Origin of the sequence: Methylomonas montana (assembly GCF_030490285.1) — a bacterium.
Taxonomy (GTDB): Bacteria; Pseudomonadota; Gammaproteobacteria; order Methylococcales; family Methylomonadaceae; genus Methylomonas; species Methylomonas montana.
Genome location: NZ_CP129884.1, coordinates 3,745,711 through 3,761,724, shown reverse-complemented (window position 1 = coordinate 3,761,724; position 16,014 = coordinate 3,745,711). Strand labels below are relative to the sequence as shown.

At 50.8% G+C, this 16,014-nt stretch carries 12 protein-coding genes; 4 read left to right on the top strand and 8 right to left on the bottom strand.

Going from position 1 to position 16,014, the window contains the following annotated elements; all coding sequences use genetic code 11:
* Positions 1 to 54 precede the first annotated feature (54 nt).
* Positions 55 to 2,217, top strand: a complete 2,163-nt coding sequence (locus tag QZJ86_RS17365) for a hemerythrin domain-containing protein (protein ID WP_301671739.1) — start codon at positions 55 to 57, stop codon at positions 2,215 to 2,217.
* Positions 2,218 to 2,608: 391 nt separating this feature from the next.
* On the opposite strand, the gene QZJ86_RS17360 is transcribed toward QZJ86_RS17365, so the two are convergent.
* From QZJ86_RS17360 to QZJ86_RS17330, 7 genes are all read right to left on the bottom strand, one after another.
* The gene (locus QZJ86_RS17360; RefSeq protein WP_301671738.1) at positions 2,609 to 3,070 is read right to left on the bottom strand and encodes an RNA recognition motif domain-containing protein; all 462 of its coding nucleotides are present in this window, start codon (positions 3,068 to 3,070) and stop codon (positions 2,609 to 2,611) included.
* Between the two features lie 410 nt (positions 3,071 to 3,480).
* Positions 3,481 to 3,933, bottom strand: coding sequence for a type IV pilin protein (locus tag QZJ86_RS17355; RefSeq protein ID WP_301671737.1), 453 nt, complete (start codon positions 3,931 to 3,933; stop codon positions 3,481 to 3,483).
* Positions 3,934 to 3,958: 25 nt separating this feature from the next.
* Entirely contained in the window at positions 3,959 to 7,474 is a 3,516-nt protein-coding gene (locus QZJ86_RS17350) for a pilus assembly protein (protein WP_301671736.1), read from the bottom strand.
* 45 nt (positions 7,475 to 7,519) lie between these two features.
* Positions 7,520 to 8,086, bottom strand: a complete 567-nt coding sequence (locus QZJ86_RS17345) for a pilus assembly PilX family protein (protein WP_301671734.1) — start codon at positions 8,084 to 8,086, stop codon at positions 7,520 to 7,522.
* A 13-nt stretch (positions 8,087 to 8,099) separates the two neighbouring features.
* On the bottom strand, positions 8,100 to 9,164 hold the full coding sequence (locus QZJ86_RS17340; protein WP_301671733.1) for a PilW family protein: 1,065 nt from the start codon (positions 9,162 to 9,164) through the stop codon (positions 8,100 to 8,102).
* Positions 9,161 to 9,619, bottom strand: coding sequence for a type IV pilus modification protein PilV (gene pilV, locus QZJ86_RS17335; RefSeq protein WP_301671732.1), 459 nt, complete (start codon positions 9,617 to 9,619; stop codon positions 9,161 to 9,163). Before pilV ends, QZJ86_RS17340 begins: the two co-directional genes overlap by 4 nt.
* Before the next feature lie 6 nt (positions 9,620 to 9,625).
* Positions 9,626 to 10,186 (bottom strand): GspH/FimT family pseudopilin, encoded by a 561-nt coding sequence (locus QZJ86_RS17330; protein WP_301671731.1) that lies wholly within the window; start codon positions 10,184 to 10,186, stop codon positions 9,626 to 9,628.
* Positions 10,187 to 10,488: 302 nt separating this feature from the next.
* On the opposite strand from QZJ86_RS17330, the gene QZJ86_RS17325 reads away from it, so the two are divergent.
* A complete protein-coding gene (locus tag QZJ86_RS17325) occupies positions 10,489 to 10,806 on the top strand; it encodes a hypothetical protein (protein ID WP_301671730.1) in 318 nt (105 codons plus the stop codon).
* 135 nt (positions 10,807 to 10,941) lie between these two features.
* Positions 10,942 to 11,418 (top strand): NifB/NifX family molybdenum-iron cluster-binding protein, encoded by a 477-nt coding sequence (locus tag QZJ86_RS17320; RefSeq protein ID WP_301671729.1) that lies wholly within the window; start codon positions 10,942 to 10,944, stop codon positions 11,416 to 11,418.
* An 84-nt stretch (positions 11,419 to 11,502) separates the two neighbouring features.
* On the opposite strand, the gene QZJ86_RS17315 is transcribed toward QZJ86_RS17320, so the two are convergent.
* A complete protein-coding gene (locus tag QZJ86_RS17315) occupies positions 11,503 to 11,811 on the bottom strand; it encodes a hypothetical protein (RefSeq protein ID WP_301671728.1) in 309 nt (102 codons plus the stop codon).
* Between the two features lie 649 nt (positions 11,812 to 12,460).
* On the opposite strand from QZJ86_RS17315, the gene QZJ86_RS17305 reads away from it, so the two are divergent.
* Positions 12,461 to 15,931: a hypothetical protein gene (locus QZJ86_RS17305; protein WP_301671727.1), complete on the top strand. Its 3,471-nt coding sequence runs from the start codon at positions 12,461 to 12,463 to the stop codon at positions 15,929 to 15,931.
* Positions 15,932 to 16,014: the final 83 nt, after the last annotated feature.

Genomic DNA, 16,014 nt, shown 5'->3' with positions numbered 1-16,014 from the left:
TTTTGATGCTGTCGCCAAGGGCTTGTCGATAATAAATACAAACAGGAGGTCGACATGCGTATTTTACTCATATCAACCGCATTTTCAGGGCTAACCCAACGCTATTACACGGAGCTCGAAGACGCCGGCTATACGGTGTCCGTGGAGTTGCATTTGGGCGATGAAACCAAGTTGTTAGAAGGCGTCGAACTGTTCAAGCCGAATCTGATTCTCTGTCCATTTTTAACCCGGCGGCTACCTAAAGCGATTTACCAAAACTATCGATGTTTGATCGTCCATCCCGGTATCAAGGGCGATCGCGGTCCTTCGTCGTTGGATTGGGCCATTCAATCGGGCTTGGACGACTGGGGTGTGACTTTGCTGCAAGCGGATGACGAGATGGATAGCGGCGCGATTTGGGCCAGCAAGACCTTTCCGCTCCGTGCCGCGACCAAAAGCAGCATCTTCAATCGTGAAGTCACCCAGGCGGCGGTCGATTGCCTCTGGGAAGCGTTGAGTTATTTCGATGCGCCCCATTTCCAGCCGGAGCGGCTGGATTACATGCGGCCGGATGTGACGGGCCAATTGCGGCCGCAGATAAAACAAGCGGATCGCGCTATTGATTGGAAAAAGCACAGTACCGAGCAGATATTGCAGCGAATACGGGCGGCGGACGGTACGCCCGGCGTGTTAGACCAGATTTACGGCCAGGCCTTTTATCTCTACAACGCGCAGCGAGCAGAGCAATTACGCGGCAAGCCCGGTGAGATCGTTGCTATCGCCAATCAGGCCATCTGTCGGGCAACGATAGACGGTGCGGTGTGGATCGGTCATCTGAAAGCTAAATTGCCGGATGGCAATGGCATCAAATTACCCGCCGCGCTGGCGCTGCAAGACTGGCTGCCCAAACCGGTCAACGGCTTGCACGGCTTATTTGGCAAAACCTTAAAGATTATCGACATCGATCATACCAAGCCCGGCCGGCAATTGGCCTGTCAGGAAGTCTGGTTCGAAATCGAAGGCAAAGCGGCTTATATCCATTTTGCTTTTCACAACGGCGGCATGAGTACCGCGCAATGCAGATTGCTGCTGTTCGTCTATCGGCATGTTGCGACTCTGGATGTGAAAGTCATCGTGCTGATGGGCGGCGAGGACTGTTGGTCCAACGGCATTCATCTCAACCATATCGAAGTCGCCGATAATCCCGCCGAGGAATCCTGGCAAAACATCAACGCCATCGACGACCTGATTTATCAAATCGTCACTACGCTGGATAAATTGACCGTTGCTGCGCTGTCCGGCAGCGCCGGCGCGGGCGGAGCGATATTGGCGATCGCACCGGATAAGGTACTGGTCAGGGACGGTGTGATTTTTAATGCGCATTATAAAAACATGGGCGAGCTATACGGTTCTGAGTATTGGACCTATCTGCTGCCTAAGCGGGTCGGACTGTCCATGGCCAATCAACTGACGGAACAGAGGCTGCCGATCAGCGCCAAGAAAGCCTGGAGAATCGGTTTGGTCGATAAGGTTTTGGACAGGCAACACGCGATTTTCACCGCGCAAGTTAAACATTTGGTCGGCAGCTATCTCACCACTCAAGCCGAATTAACGGCTCTGTTGAACGAAAAAGCCGAGACGCGTTGTGAAGACGAGGCCGCCAAGCCGCTGGCAAGCTACCGGCGATTCGAGCTGACCCAAATGTATGTCAATTTCTACGGAAACGACGCCTATCATCTGGCCCGGCAATGTTTTGTTTTCAAAAAAGCCCAGGTTAAAACCCCCGACAATATCGCCAAACACCGGCAATTAGCCATTCTGAAATCGCCGCAGCCTGGCAGTCTGGTACATTTTGCCTGGCAGGAAAGTTACGCGTTGGGCGATGAAAAAATCGATGAACAGCACAAGGATTTTTTTGTGCTGGCTGCAAAACTGCTGGCCGCCGAAAGTAAGGAAGCCATGACCGATACCATGTTCGACTTGTACCAACACGTCAAAGTCCATTTCGGCGAAGAAGAAGCTTTCATGAAACAAGTTGGATTTCATCACTACAAAAACCATGTCAAGGAACACAATCTGATGCTGGAAAAGCTGTTGGCAATGGATAACAAAATCCAACAAGGCACCTGGAATGCCGGCGAAGTGACCAGCTTTATCGATAAATGGACTCGGCATATTTTGAATTCCGATATGGCGTTCAATCAGCATTGGAAGGAAATGTTTAAGTTTTGCGTGTGAGTGGCTTGGCATTCCGATTGGCCGATGCCTAGCAGTTTAAATTACCAATGATTTCAACTGCTAGGGCAAAATCCATGCTGGGTGCCAGCATTTTTTCCATAAGGTATAAGCGGTCCGGTTTGTAGCGGACGGATGCCACCATTCATGAAAAACGAGCTGATTTTGATCGGTAAATTTCGGCCATTTTCCGACATTCAAATTAACAAAATTCATGCGTATTGAATGACTACTATCTGCTTATAACCGGACTTTCACCGTTAATTATCTATGATTCTAATAAAAGTTATGTCTTCGGCTCGACTCCTCAGTCTTCAACCTGACAGACAGACCATTAACCGACGATTTTGCCAAATTCTGAATGTCGCCAATTATGAGTTTTCCATGAAAAAATTTAGTTATCTCGCGTACGTCTAGGTAAATAAACATTCTCACGATCAAATATGCTGGAAGATGTTTGCATTCGCTTTTCATCGCTCACGTCGGCCCAAACGTCACGCCTACGCTCTCCTTTGCGCCTTTCAAGTATGTCTGGTGATAAATTTTTTTGAGCCAGCCTTCGATCATTCTTCCTTGAACGGATAATAAATTCTCTTACCTCTATAACCATCCGCTTGAAGCGTTTACCGTTGAGCTTTTTGATTAAACGCAACCCGGCTTTTCGACTATTAAAAAAAAGGATGCCGTAATAAATGAAACGGCCACTTTTAAGTTCCTTCACAGAAAATAAGCCGATTTTTTTGATTTTTCCTCCCCAGAAAGGAAAGATAAACCCAATTTTCAGAGATGAGACAACAAGATCGCGTAATTCAGATTCTTTAGTGTTGGCAGGAAGATTTTTTATTAAAACAATCATAAATCCATTGGGAGTAGCTATTGAATGTGAACGCTTGAAATTTGTCAGAGTGTTGATATTGTGAAGTGCTATGTTCACATGGCTGAACTATTCAAAGATCACGCCGGTAGCAGTTTATTTTCTTTTAGGTAAGCGCTTTGGGCATAGCGGAACAATGAAGTCAAAGCGCACTTGTAAAAAACCGTCCACTAATAGCCAGCCTGACTACTGCTGAATCTATCGTTTTCAGCCTGTTAAGCGGTCTTTTTGCTATCTGTCGTATGTTAAGACCAATAAGGTAAGCTCGGCCTGCTTAAGGCCAGTCAGAGACATTTAAAATTCACCTAAATGGCGGTGGCGAAGGGAATTCAAAGCGCAGCTTTGGGCTGTCCAGTTGACTGAAAGGTTAAGCAATGGGTTTCTAATCCAGGCTACCAGCATTCCGCTACGGATGCTGAGGATACACCTTTTACCCCCGTATTAGTAAGCGTCAATGTTCCGCATTTGTCATTCGCCTGCGCGCCGGTTGGCGTGGCCAACAATGTGTAGGTATTTGCGGTGACCGCGCTAATGGTCAAGGCATAGGCGGCGTTCCCTGACGCAGGGCTCTGAGCAGGATAAATCGATGGCGAGCCGGTATCATTGGTGCCTGCTGCGCCACAACTATTGGCGCCATCCGCGCCTCCGGCATCGCAATAGCTATTGGCTTCCGTAAAGCGTCTTTCCATGGCGTTGGCCAAGCCCAACAGCGCACCTTCGGCGTCGGCTCGCCGCGATTTCTTGACAGATTCTTGGTAGTTGGGAATGGCGATAGCGGCAAGAATACCGACAATCGCCACGGTCACCATCAACTCAACTAAAGTGAATGCCTGTTGTTTATTCATTAATGATTGATCCTTTGCCTATACATCATAAGAGTTGACGCCAGGATTGCCGTCTGGCTGGGAGCAACGTGGGGTTTACGCTTTCGGGCGCTTTTTCCTTGACCAGCCAGAGATTGGCGCTGCTGCCGCTGGTGTATTTGCAATCTATGCCATTTTCACAATTGATCACGGCCGGCGTATCGACAATACCGACCTGAGATTTGACCCCAGAAGCGGCAACGGCGATACCATTTATCATCACCATGTCATTGGCATCGACTTTGCCGTCACCATTTAAATCGATGGGCGTGCCTGCCAAGCGTGCCCCGGACAATTGATCCAACTCCATCAGCCAACTCGTTCCCCCCGCTGTGCAAACATTGGTGTTTGGTATCAAGGTGGGAAAGATTACGACGCCATGTCGCAAGATGGGCATGCTTACGACCTTTTCGCCCTGCAATCCGGCAACCGGTGAAACCAAATCCATATACCAGCCGCGTCTATTCACGTTGTTGGTGCAAGGGGCTCCGGTTGTGGTTGGCACCGTGGAGCCATAGCCTACTTCGCAATGTGAGGTTATGCGTACATCGCTATTGGCGGTGGCGCCGTCGGCCAGTGTCGGACTACTGGTTTCGGCGATAATGCTCTGCTGCTGAAGCGATGTGCGGCCCGATACGACGCCGTTACAACCGACTGCACTGGATTTATCGCACTGATCCCATATGGCGTAAAAACTTTGTACTTGCGGTGTGGTTGGTACTACATTATCACCCGTCTCGAAATATTTTCCTGTACCAACATAAATCATCACGCCGCTGGTCTGTCCGTTAGCCGTCGCCTTGCCCACTGCCGGCTTAGCGGTAATTGGCTGCGTCGCGGCAAGGCTATCTTCGGCGACGAAAACGGGTAAGCCGGCGTATGCGACTCCCCAATTGGCGGTGTCACTGCTGCTGACATCGAATTTCCACAAATTTCCGTTCAGATCGCCGGCATAGATGTAATCCACTATTTTGTCATTATCGCTATCGACAGCAACCGGGCTAGATAAACCGTTAGTCCCGCTTGCGGTTTCTGCTTCTATTTTCTTGATCAAGGCGCCGGTTTCGATGTTGATGATAAACAGCACGGCCTTGCCGACCAAACTGTTATAACCGTTAGCAACAATTGCCGCCCATTGACCGTTAGCCATACGCACCACGCTGGCCTGCGGTAACGTGTAGCCCAGATCGGCATCGTTGGTGCTAGAAAATTCCCAAAGTACATTGCTGTCGCCGAAGGTATCCGGATCGGTGATGTCAAGAGCAAAAACACCTTTGCCTCCTCCACCCAAACTGCCCACCAATACGGTATGCCAGGCGCTGCCGTAGAACACGTCACTGCTTTGCGCAGAGCCGTCAACAAAATAGTGGTGGCTATAAGTTGGGTTGGTTAGCGTGACTAAATTGCTGCTTATCACCGAATTGGGAACATAGGCAAAGAGCTCTTTGCCGCCATCGATGCCGGTGCTGGCATCAAAGCCGTGCAACATGCCGTCGTTGGCGCCGACATAGATCATCTGACGGCGTGTGGTGCTTACGAAGCTGCCATAACTGGAGCCTTCGCTACCGGGCAAAGTCGCATATCCGGCATCGTCCCTACCCACGAAAAGAGGATCGGAGTTGACGATATCCCCCAGGATATTGCTGCGGTTTTTAAAGGTGCCTCCATTGCTCTGTTCCAGGGTTTGATCGCCTCTCAAATAGTCGACTACAGCTTGGCTGCCCAGTATGTTCTGCTGGCTGGTATTTAGGCTGGTCCAAATAAAGGGAATACCCTTGCCGGTTGTCGCCGAAGGATCGTAAGAAAAAATGTCTCGATTGGCGGGACTCGGTATCAGCGCCTCAGCATTCCAAATTTTGGACCCGATCGCCCCGGCATCGAGTTTGCCATTGCTATTGGTGTCCTCGCCCGGATCGAGTACCTTATTGCCGTTAAGGTCTTCGGTGAGGATTCTGAAAGCCTGTAAGTTACCGCTCCAGTCGCTGCTGTCGAATACGGCCAGATATATAAGCGTATCGGTCTGAAACTGCGTGGAATTGGTGGCAACCGACGAGGATGCACTGGCTTGTTCGGCTATAAAGCCGAAGGCGCTGGCTAAGCTGGCACTCAATTCGGCTTCGTTACCGGCAAAATAAAATTTACCTCCCCCTTGTAGCGCCGCATCCCTAGGCAGCGGATTTACCCCAGGCATGTTGGGATTGATCGCGTCATCCGCAAAGCCGACGACAAAGGTGGTCAAATTATTCTTGGCCTTTTTCGATTCATTCGCATTGCGCAAATCCGGCCGTAAATCCATTTCATACAGGGCTTGGGTGACATCATCGAGATAATCGCTGGAATTGCTACCGGCATTGGCGACTGACAAGTTTGGCGTTGCGCCGTTACCACCGGGATACGGATATGCCTTTTTCATATCGAAGGTCGTGCATTCATTGCTGTGAGATCCCGAACAGTCTCCGTCATAGTCATTGAGATAACTGTTGGTCGATATATCTCGATCGGAAGAAGGCAAACCGTCGGTAATCAGCACCGCGAAATTCCGCTGGCAACTTTGCTGTATGGGACTGCTGGAAAACGTGGGTTCGCCGGAAATTGCAGTGCGCCCAGACCAGCCAGTACTGTTGACTAAGGCGCTCGGTAGCGCACTGGTTTTGCTTGCCGTGGATGCATTGCTGGTGCCCGCTTTCAAGACGACGTTGCTGCTGCCGGTGGTGAAATAATTACCGATGTCCGCCATGGTTTCCGCCAACGGCGTGTGGGCGTTTGCGCTAGTGGCATTGATGCGGTTTTTGATATTGGTTTTCTTGCTGTCCCCCAAATCGTCAATCGCTTCCCACAGCATGCCGCCGTTATCGACATTGAAGGTCGTAAAGCCTAGACGGGTATCGCTGGTTAAAGAATCTACCAGGAAATTCGCGGCGTTTTTGGCAACCTGTAAACGAGTCGATGTCGTGCCGGCTTTGGCGATTTCGTTGCCGTAGTACCAATTCAGATAATTGGCTCGCTGGGCGGCGGTCGTTACGTCCGCGGGCAACGAAAGGCTAGTGGTATACGAAAGGTTGGAAGCAAAACATTTTGTTCCGATGGTATAGCCTGACTTATAGCCAAAAAATTTGCTGGGTATGCTGGTGCCATACGTCACCGGCGTCGTTACTGTCACCGTGCAGCGGTTTTTACTGCTACTCCAAGAGCCGCCGGCATTCTGGCATTTGGTTTTGGTGTTGAGGGAAGAATCGGTTTGGGTGCCGGTGGTGCTGTTGGGTAGTGCATTGCTGCTACAGTTTGCGCCAGTAGGATAAGTCGTCACTGGGTTGTAATCCGCCCCCGAGGAGCTGACCGTCAGGGTTTCCGCCATGGACATCGAGTTATCTAGCATCAACATGACGTTGGGCTTGACGGAACTCGTCAAAAACAATGGTAATTGGGCTACATCAGCGTTCACCGTGGCGCTGAACAGGGTAAAAAGCGCCAGTGTGGCTTCCAGTCGACGAGCTGTAGGGTACTTGTGAAGATTGAATGCCATGTGGCCTCCCTGAGAAGAAACGAGGATGCTATGCCTTGGCAAGCATCAGGGTACATCGACTTGATAAATGGACTGCAACATCACCACCGAATCGGCCGTGCCACCCGTTGCGCGGGCAGTGATGCGAAAATTACGGCGTTGGTCGGCAGCCGGACATGGCGTCGTGGGCGACACGCAGGTAAGCCCCATGTCTTCGACAATATAACGCGGGTTAGTGCTGATATCGGCCAAGGTCCCGCTATAAAGTACCGATTGCGTATTCCAATTGACACTGTTCCATATCGGCGTGGTTTCCGGTACGCCGTCGCAATTGGCATCGCGTGATTGATAAAAACCTGTAGGATTAGCAGGATTGGCAGGGCAAGCTGAAATGGTCGTGGCTGCGGCAGCCGTTTCGCCGGCGTTTAACGCCGATTCCGCTGCCTGAAAAGCCAGGTTTCGATCCCGCATATTGCCGGCCATTTTTTCATCCAGACCGGTGACTCTAGCTCCAGTGACGCCGATCAGCGTCAACAGCAGTAACATGATCAGGCTGACGGCCAGTACCACGCCGGCTTGCCGATTTGGCGTCGAGAATGATCCGCGGTGAACGCTCAGGCATTGATCAAACATATTTATTCCCTCGCTATGAATTCAGCCGGTTGCGCACGGCTAACGTTGAGGTGAAAACTCTTCTCAGGCGTCGATCGACTGGGGTGGTCGTGGTGCCATTGAAGGTATAGGCAAGTGGCTGCGAGGCCAGATTATCGTCGTGTGTGGCAACCAGCACGCTGATGCGTATGCTGATCACATTCCCAACGTTAACCACGCTATTGGCAGGCACATAGTAATTGGCTGTGCCATCGGCATTGGTATCTTCCCCATAGAGAATTTGAAAGTCTTCGATGTCTTCCAGCAATTCCATCGGATTTGAGCTGCTGGCGACGGCCTTGGCATTATCCAATCGCCACAGCGCCGGCATTCCTGAAGCGCCGGTACGAATAAAATAGCTGTATGAGCGAAACACGAAGATTTCCGCATCGGCTCCGTATACTTTGCTCAGTTTGGGGCTGGTGTTCTGGTTATTGGCGTGAGCGATAGTTTGCTTTCCGGCTCCGGAAGAGGCGCTGGTCGCGACAAACACGTCCGCTGAGCTGCAATCAGAAAGTAGCAGCGTGTCATATTGACTGATGTTGCAAGTGTTGTTGGCGGGAATTTGAATGTTGGCGTTGTCGGATGCCATATTCCCGGTTAGGTATCCGCCGCAACTGTCGGCATACTGGATGGTTACCGCATCGGTATTGGCGATGCATTGATGGGTTCCGGAACAGGCATTGGCATTCCAGCTATTGGCGATGTTGTTATTGCCGACGATAGCGTTCAAATTGGTAAAGGGATTCACCGCCGGGTTTGGATTAGGGTTTTGCGGAGAAGCATCGATAGCTGGGGTCACCGCGCCGAGTGATGCGCATCCCAGATAGCCCGCCATGCGCAAATCCCTGCTGATGAACTCCATGGCGAATCGGCCGTTTTCCTGGAGCCTGGAGAGATTTTCCTGCATTCGATAAGTTTGCCGGCTGTTGATAAAAATCTGCAAAACGCCACCGAGCAAAAATGCGCCAATCAACAGGGCGATCATGATTTCCACCAGGGTCATTCCCGATTGCCGGCCTAGTGGTGTTTTATGACCCACTACTAACACCTCTCTCATAGTTGAAAACTCATCTGGAAATTCGGATCACTGTTGTCGATGGCGCCGTCGTGGTTGTCGTCCCAATTGACGGTCACGGTAAAAACCCCGCTGGCGTTAGCGATCGTCGCAGTGCCTCCCGGCAAAGCAGTCGCTAACGCGCTTTTCAATTCATACAGATCGTTTTGCGCCATTTTTGCCGGCGTGCAGGTCGTGCTGACTGTAGTGCAATCCGCCTGCTGCGTCGCGGCAGTCACCGCCATGGTGGTGCTTAGATAACTATTGCTGGCCGTGACATTGGCTCGCATCCGGTCGGCTATGTCATAGGCAAGCTGGGTGGCTTGGCTACGAAAATAGGCGCTTTGGTTGTTTTTAAGATTGTTGGTTTGAAGTGCCGCCAAACCGAGCAGACCGATGGACAATACCACGGTGGCGACCAAAACTTCGATCAGAGTAAATCCTTTGTTTTTGTTCATGAGGCTTTAGGGGCAAGATGCGGCATTTCCCACCGCAGTGCTGGGGCGACCAACCGCATTGACGCTAATTGTCCGCGAGTTAGTGGTATTTTGGGTGTTGTCGCAAAGCCGAAAAACTTCGCTAACCTGATTCTTGCTTAAGCCTCCCGCCAAATAAGTCGCATAGTCCTTGTAACTGCTGTTGCCTGTCCGTAGCGTATAGCCCGTCGACAATGCATCGTAGGTTTTTAATAGGCAATCTTCCGTGGCCTCGCATAGCGTACTATTGCCGTTATCGTCAAATGCGCCATTACCGTTGAGATCGACAAATACATCCCAGCCCACTTCCCACTGTTGACTTGTCGTGCCTTTTCGCCGGACTGACACCGGTGAACTGCGTTTTATGGCTTCGGCACGGGCATAATTGAGGCTGGATACCCAATCATTAGCGTAAGTCGTCAAACGATTGCTTCGCACCGTTCCGATAAAGCTGGGAACGGCCACTCCCATGACGATTGCTGCAACAGTGATCGTTACCATCAACTCGATAAGTGTAACTCCGTGGCATGACGTTTTTTCGTGAATCATCGGGAGAGTAGAAGGCAAAAAAATTGTTTATCGTATATAACAAAGCCACTGTTTTCAAACTGTGACTTGGTTCATGAACGCGAAAAGCGAAACAAATCTAAAATTCCGACAGTTGATTAAGCGCAACTGCTACCATTCAAACATCGACCTTCCAACAGGTGCTTATTTGTTACAAACGCAACATATAAGCTCAGCCTTTTTTGTCAATTAATCAATCACTTAAGAATTGGTGCAAAATATGTATTAAACGAGCTTTACAGAAATCAATGCTGTGTTTGCTTGCTTATCATTTTACGGTGCTTATGTCTGAAATCATCCAGTTCCCCGTTTCCAACAAACAACAAAAATCAGATCTTGATGCGGTTATCGATGAAGCACTAAGGGCCATCCCGAGGAAAGACCGAGAAAAGCTCAGGTTTGAGTTGATCAAAACGATTGACAGCTACGATGCCTTTTTTACTGAATGGTCCTTGAGCCTACCCGAGGATAGTAACGAAATACTCAGAAAACAAATCTACGATATTGCGCATCAGGAACATGATCGAAAAATGCGTATGTTGAAAGACATTATGCGACTAAAGATTAAAGTGCTGGTTGCGGAATACCGGCAACGGAAGTAACTCGTTTTGTACTTAACGATCCGGCTCCGTATCCAGTGGATTCGGCAGGGTGCGGATTAACAACGCCAAAGACAATCGATGGTAAGACCTTGCCTTAATCGTTCTTTGGCCCAAATATTCATTGAGGAGTGTCATATGAATCAAATTGCTGATGTAAATAGTGTTGCGGAGCTTGAAGTCGATGTAGATAAGCTGATCGTTGCTTTTGCGAGTTCAGATGGAGAAATGGTCAATCAGCATTTCGGGTCATCTTTGGGGTTTCATGTCTACGCTATTGATGGCAGTTCCGCTACGCCTTTGGCTGCCAAGTCGTTTGCTAAAGAACAACGCGACGGAAATGACGACAAACTAAAACCCAAACTTGCCTGGTTAACGGGCTGCGAACTGGTTTATTGCGGTTCTGTCGGTGGCACTGCAACCAATGAGTTGATCAAATTGGGCGCTCATCCTGTCATCGTTAAAGGCGGCCCCGACATTGAAGAAATCATTACCGAGTTGCAACAGGAAATGACCGGGACCCTATCGCCGTTGCTGGAACGCATTTTTAAACAAAAAACCGCTAAAGATAACAGCCGTTTTGCAGAGATGGCTGACGAAGGATGGGATGAATAAAGATGCCGGCCAATTTTGCCTAAATGCAATCTAAGCACCTATGTCACGCTTTTGGGCGCATCAAGAGCGTGATAAGCCCAGAGTTTATTCAATATCTCCTGCCAGTGCAGTGTCCACAGCCCGCAATATATAGTCATTGTTACGAATATCCTGTGCGAGTTCTACGATCTCTTCATAGGCATAATGGTGCAAATTGAAACTCATCTTGTCGATGTGTTTGTCGTCAATAAAAATATCGAGTACCAATAGCGCAGCGTGGTCGTGCTGATCTGCGTCATCAAGCACTTTAACGCTGGACACGATTCTCATATGTTCATCAATGGCATTGATGTATCGCAACGCCGATAAATGCTCGATTTGTGCCGGGCTTAATACGTTCGTATTGGTCATCATGAGTCTGAAATAAAGGCTATAGCAACTGTTGTTTACTTGAGATCATTCGTTCTTGGCAAGGAAAGGCTGGTCATGCGCTAAATGAAATTCTTGATTTCAAATAACAGATAATTGCTCTCGGGAAAATTCTTCAAAACATCATCGCGTACCAAGAAAAAAGCCCCTTTGCGTTATCGGGCGAGCCAGCTGGGTTGCCAAGTCTGCCCGCTCAAAGGGAAATACTGCCCTAACACCCCTAACCGCAAAATCGTCCGCAGTCCTTTCGAGTCAATAGACTCTGGATTTTATGTAACGGGAGTCCGTAAGCCATTCAAACAAGGATTGCATCCGGACAGTTAAGGGTCGATTATGACAATTAGCTTTTTAGAAAAGCAGACATTCACTTCTGACGCAATGCTAGCACAATTGGAGCTTGGTTTAGCTCGATAGGATGAGAGACGGCAGAAGGCGTATCGAGCGTAAATACATCGGCGCGACGGGCGGGGGAACTGCTTGGATAAAGTTGCCGCTGTCAAATAATTGTTTTATATCAATTTCTTAGTCCTGTTCTTTCGACAGTTCCAAACCAGGTTTGCGCATCGTTACTGCCCCAAATGCCGGGTTTGCTATATCATGCGAGCATCGTTTATTAAATCAATGGGGCGGAGTTATGGATAAGCTAAGGGCGCTGGGTTTGGGGCCGGTGGGGCAAGACGAGCAAGCGATCAAGCAGCAGCTGCATCTCTACATCAATCTGAAACTGGCGTCTTGCGGGCAGCCGACTTGTATCGACGCGGCATCGGCGCAGTTCATGGATACGGCGCAGGATTTGCTGAATAGCTATCAGGAAAAAAGCCGGCAGTTGGCCAGTTCTTCGCTGTATCCCGCCGATCGACGCATTCAGGATTTCCTGGACCGATATTGTGCGGATTTGGGGCTGGACAAAGTGCCCAGCTTGCCGACGATGACTTTTGAATTGGATAAACATGGGGTTGCCCGCGAGTTGTCCTTGCCGATGGGCGAGGACGAATTTCGTTCCGAAATCGTTTCCAGCTTTCGAGTCAAGCAGGGCATTCTGCATAATCCGGCCAGCGACCGGCGTACCACGCAAGGCTCGTTTCATATCGCCGAGGGCGGCTTGCCGGTGCCGGGCGATAAGAAGCAGGTGCCCAAGCTGACCTTTGCGTTGATGCTGGCCGAGGCATTGAATCCGCCAGATGATCTGTTAACCCTGCCGTTTACCGCGCACAAGCCCCAGCCGGCGAAGATGTTTGCCTCCTTGCTGTTGCGGCCGGTGGTGTGTCCGGAAATTCCCGGCGTCGCCGCCGAAAAATCCATGGAAATCCGTTTCTTCGCGCCCGGCAATCTGGTCAGCAACCTGGATTTCGTCGAGAGTATCTTCGGCAACGGTGGTAATCCGGCCTTGCCGCAATGCGACGCGGCCTTGGATGTCGATCATTGGTCGGGACATAGCGGTTGCGTGATTCTGGCGCCGCATCTGGCCAAACTGACTAAAAAACAACTCGGTTTGCCGCATTGGGACGAGGCCAGCGAACGGCAACGCGCCGACGGCATGTGCTGGCAAGAACCCACGGAACTGTATAACGAGGGCCAGGCCTTTAAATTGACTGCCCGCGACCGATCCGGAGTGATCGTCACCTTGCTGGCCGACAACTATTACGGCTATTGCAAGAAGGAAGTCAAAACCCAGATTAGCTATGCCGCCAATTTATTTGGTTTGGCCGAGGAAGAACATGCCGGCGGTGCGTTGGCGTTCCGACGCGTCAATCATGGCGACGAGTTTGGGATCGGCAGCCTGACCCGCGAACCGGGTTACGATTTCGACGAGATGACCTATCACTACGGTGCGATCATGGATGTGCAGCCGGAAGGTTATGCGCTCGACAGGCGTTTTCCGGAGATTATCTACGTGCCGCAGGACTTGCGGATGAGTTTAAACACTCAGACGATCACCTGGATCAGATATGGGCAGAGTCACAGCATTCGCCTGCAACCGGGCAAAATTTATATCCAGCCCAACGGTTACAAAATCGAGATGAGCAAACATCCCGGTGCGCCGTCCTGGCGTTTGGTGGGCACCGTCGCCGAGGGTACCTTTTGTCATAAACCTTGCACCGTGTCGGGCGGCGGCAAATCGGAAATTTCCAAGTCCATTGAAGACGCGGTGATATACGGCCCTCTGTATGTCGATGATTTACAACACGATCTTGATCGGGTACAGGCGATTTTCGATAAAGACTACACCGGCCGCTTTTTGCCGGGGCACGAACAGGAAGACCACGATCCCAGCCGCGCCGTGCTCAGCGCGGAACGCAGTCTGGGTTCGGTGATCAAGTTATTGACGCCGTCGCCGTATCACACGCACGAATTTAATAGTTGGCTCAGATCGATTCCGCCCAGCATTCTGGCGTTGGTGTTTTTGATCAAGCGTTTTTACCGTAGCGAATGGGGCGATCACTGGCGCGACTATCTGTCCGTGGATGTGATCGACGGCGCGCCGGGCCATGAATTGAAGTTGAATCATCGCAAGATCGTCGCGACTTATTTACGGGTAGGTTTTGATTTGGATGGCGGTTGGCGGACTTTCAAAGTGCGGCAAGATTACATCGCCTGCGAAAAAGTACAGATGGAAGACGATATCAGTGCTTCGGTGGTGGTGCCGGCGGCGGCGATTCGGCCGTGGTTGGCCGACGACAGCTATAAACATAGTGTCAAACTGGTGACCAACTGCGAATACCGGCTGTTCCAGCGTCCAGACGATGCGATCATCCCCGGTTACGACAAACAAACCGAATTGAACATGTCCGGGCCGGGCAATTTCATGGCTAACTTCGAGCCTTTGGATCACGAGAAATTATCGGCGGTGGTCGAAGACGTGATGACTTTTTCCAAATTCACCGCGCCGATGCAGAAGCTGCTGGACGACGCGTACCAGGAAGGCCAAGGCTATGTGGTGTGTTCCGCACATCCGCGCTTGGTGAACGGTAAACCGTCGAAAAATCCGCGTTATCTGGAAACCCGCGTCGACGTGGTCAAGCCCTTACGCAAATACGTCGCCGAGATTGGCGCGCGCTTGCATCGCAAGATTCCGCTACAGCAACCCTTATGCCACCCGGTGGATGCGGTGTTGACCGGTCGCCGTAACAATCCGCCCGAGCCGGGCATCCGCGCCTTGGCGGTGTACAACCCGATTCATTATCAAGAATTGCCGGAATTGTTCATGGACTTTGTCTGCTCCCTGACCGGCAAGTCGCCATCGACCACCGGCGCCGGTAGCGAAGGCGCGTTGACCAAGGGGCCGTTCAACGCTCTGCGCGGCATTACCGATCTGAACAATGCGCTGGTATCGTTCATTCTCACCGGTTATCCGGGTTTTTCCAGCTCGGCGGGCTTTATCGGCCCGAATACCAAGGTCGATCACGACATCAGTTTGTTGATTCCGGAGATTTGGGCGCGCTTGTCGCGGCAGGAGCGGCAGCCCGAGTATTTATTGCAGCATGGCTATCTGGAACCTTTGACCGATTTCGAGCATAACGGCCAAATCGTACTGGCCAGCCGGCTTGGATACCGGATTACCAGTCACTTCGTGCATGGTTTGATGGGCAAGATTTTCGATAATCCTTATGCGGTGTTTACCGACGAGATTTTGCAGCCCGAGCGCCAGGATCTGGAAGTGTTTGTCGACGGCATCAATAACATCGTCGAAACCCAGCAGCGCGTCGCCCAGCAATATCTGGAAGACGGCAGCATAGACGATGCCTGTCCACCGTTATTTGCCTTATTGCATATCATGGCCGACGGGCATTATCAGGGTAAGGATGCGCTGCATCCGGATATTCGGGCGATGTTCACTCGGGATTACCTGTTGGCGTCGGATTGGTATCGTCAGCGTCTGCAGATCAAGCAACAGCGGGAACTGGCTTTGTGGCAGCGCCATGTCGATTATTTGGGCAGTTTCTTGCGGGATGGCAGCCATCAGTCCTCGGTCGCGGAACTGAAGCTGGTGGAACGGTATCGTCAGGCCCAACAAAAGCTGGCTGAGTTGTCCGATCAGGCTTATCTGGAATCCTTGGTCGGTACCTTGGGCGCCGATCCGCTGGGGCCGTATCAGGTCGCTTAAACCAGTCGGCGTCTTGATCAGGGATACCGGCCTGCGGGCCGGTATCCCTTTTTTGTATCTTAAGATCGGCCCGCCCGAAATGC

Coding starts and splice junctions, on each gene's coding strand:
- QZJ86_RS17365 (WP_301671739.1), top strand. CDS start 55: ATGCGTATTTTACTCATATCAACCGCATTTTCAGGGCTAACCCAACGC.
- QZJ86_RS17360 (WP_301671738.1), bottom strand. CDS start 3,070: ATGATTGTTTTAATAAAAAATCTTCCTGCCAACACTAAAGAATCTGAA.
- QZJ86_RS17355 (WP_301671737.1), bottom strand. CDS start 3,933: ATGAATAAACAACAGGCATTCACTTTAGTTGAGTTGATGGTGACCGTG.
- QZJ86_RS17350 (WP_301671736.1), bottom strand. CDS start 7,474: ATGGCATTCAATCTTCACAAGTACCCTACAGCTCGTCGACTGGAAGCC.
- QZJ86_RS17345 (WP_301671734.1), bottom strand. CDS start 8,086: ATGTTTGATCAATGCCTGAGCGTTCACCGCGGATCATTCTCGACGCCA.
- QZJ86_RS17340 (WP_301671733.1), bottom strand. CDS start 9,164: ATGAGAGAGGTGTTAGTAGTGGGTCATAAAACACCACTAGGCCGGCAA.
- pilV (WP_301671732.1), bottom strand. CDS start 9,619: ATGAACAAAAACAAAGGATTTACTCTGATCGAAGTTTTGGTCGCCACC.
- QZJ86_RS17330 (WP_301671731.1), bottom strand. CDS start 10,186: ATGATTCACGAAAAAACGTCATGCCACGGAGTTACACTTATCGAGTTG.
- QZJ86_RS17325 (WP_301671730.1), top strand. CDS start 10,489: ATGTCTGAAATCATCCAGTTCCCCGTTTCCAACAAACAACAAAAATCA.
- QZJ86_RS17320 (WP_301671729.1), top strand. CDS start 10,942: ATGAATCAAATTGCTGATGTAAATAGTGTTGCGGAGCTTGAAGTCGAT.
- QZJ86_RS17315 (WP_301671728.1), bottom strand. CDS start 11,811: ATGATGACCAATACGAACGTATTAAGCCCGGCACAAATCGAGCATTTA.
- QZJ86_RS17305 (WP_301671727.1), top strand. CDS start 12,461: ATGGATAAGCTAAGGGCGCTGGGTTTGGGGCCGGTGGGGCAAGACGAG.